The sequence below is a fragment of the Myroides sp. WP-1 genome (assembly GCF_014145635.1).
Classification (GTDB): domain Bacteria; phylum Bacteroidota; class Bacteroidia; order Flavobacteriales; family Flavobacteriaceae; genus Flavobacterium.
The window spans coordinates 1-759 of record NZ_JACHTC010000067.1; the positions used below are offsets into that span (position 1 = coordinate 1).

Sequence of the window (759 nt, forward strand, 5' to 3'; positions counted from 1 at the left end):
ATGAACATCCCTAAATACAGTTGACCGTTTTTTAAACATTAACTTCATTATTAAAGATAGTAATAATTGGTTTGTTGAAAGTACTTTCAACAAACCAATTATTTTCAAATTCAACAGGAGACATTTTTCTTATTGAATTATGAGGTCTTTTATTGTTATACTGACTGACAGCTTTTTTCACTGCTTTTTTTAATTCCAACAAATTTTTAGGTTTCCAAAATTCTAGGTAATCATTTTTGATTGTTCTATTAATACGCTCAGCATAAGCGTTATCTTGAGCAGAGAGAGCCATACTTATTTGGCAATTATTACTCTTTAATATTTCGATATAACCTTTATACATATATTGACTTCCTCTATCTGAGTGATGGATTAAAGGGGCTTGATTATTCTTTAAAGCCATTTTTAAAGCATCTATATTAGCTTGTGCTCGCATGTGATCTGATACTTGATAACCTACTATTTTTTTTGTGTATACATCTATGATAAATACGGCGTAATAGAAGCTACCTCCAACTGGGATATAGGTGATATCTGATTGCCATATAGTTGATGGAGATTTTACTTGCATCCCCTTAATTAAATTAGGATAATATATCCTTGAAGCTACGGTTGTTTTTGTGTGATTTCTGCGTTTATTCAATCGATAACCTAAGCTCATAAAAGTAGCTATAAACTTGTCTCTACCTAAAAAACTTGGTTTTAAGGTGTAGTACATCTTCTCAACCCCGCAACCAGGGTGATCGCGTCTTAAATCAT

General features: G+C 31.8%; 1 protein-coding gene. It reads right to left on the minus strand.

Going from position 1 to position 759, the window contains the following annotated elements:
- Positions 1–31: 31 nt before the first annotated feature.
- Positions 32–759 (minus strand): IS3 family transposase (locus H4K33_RS16350; RefSeq protein ID WP_182650866.1); only part of this gene is annotated, 728 nt, incomplete at its 5' end.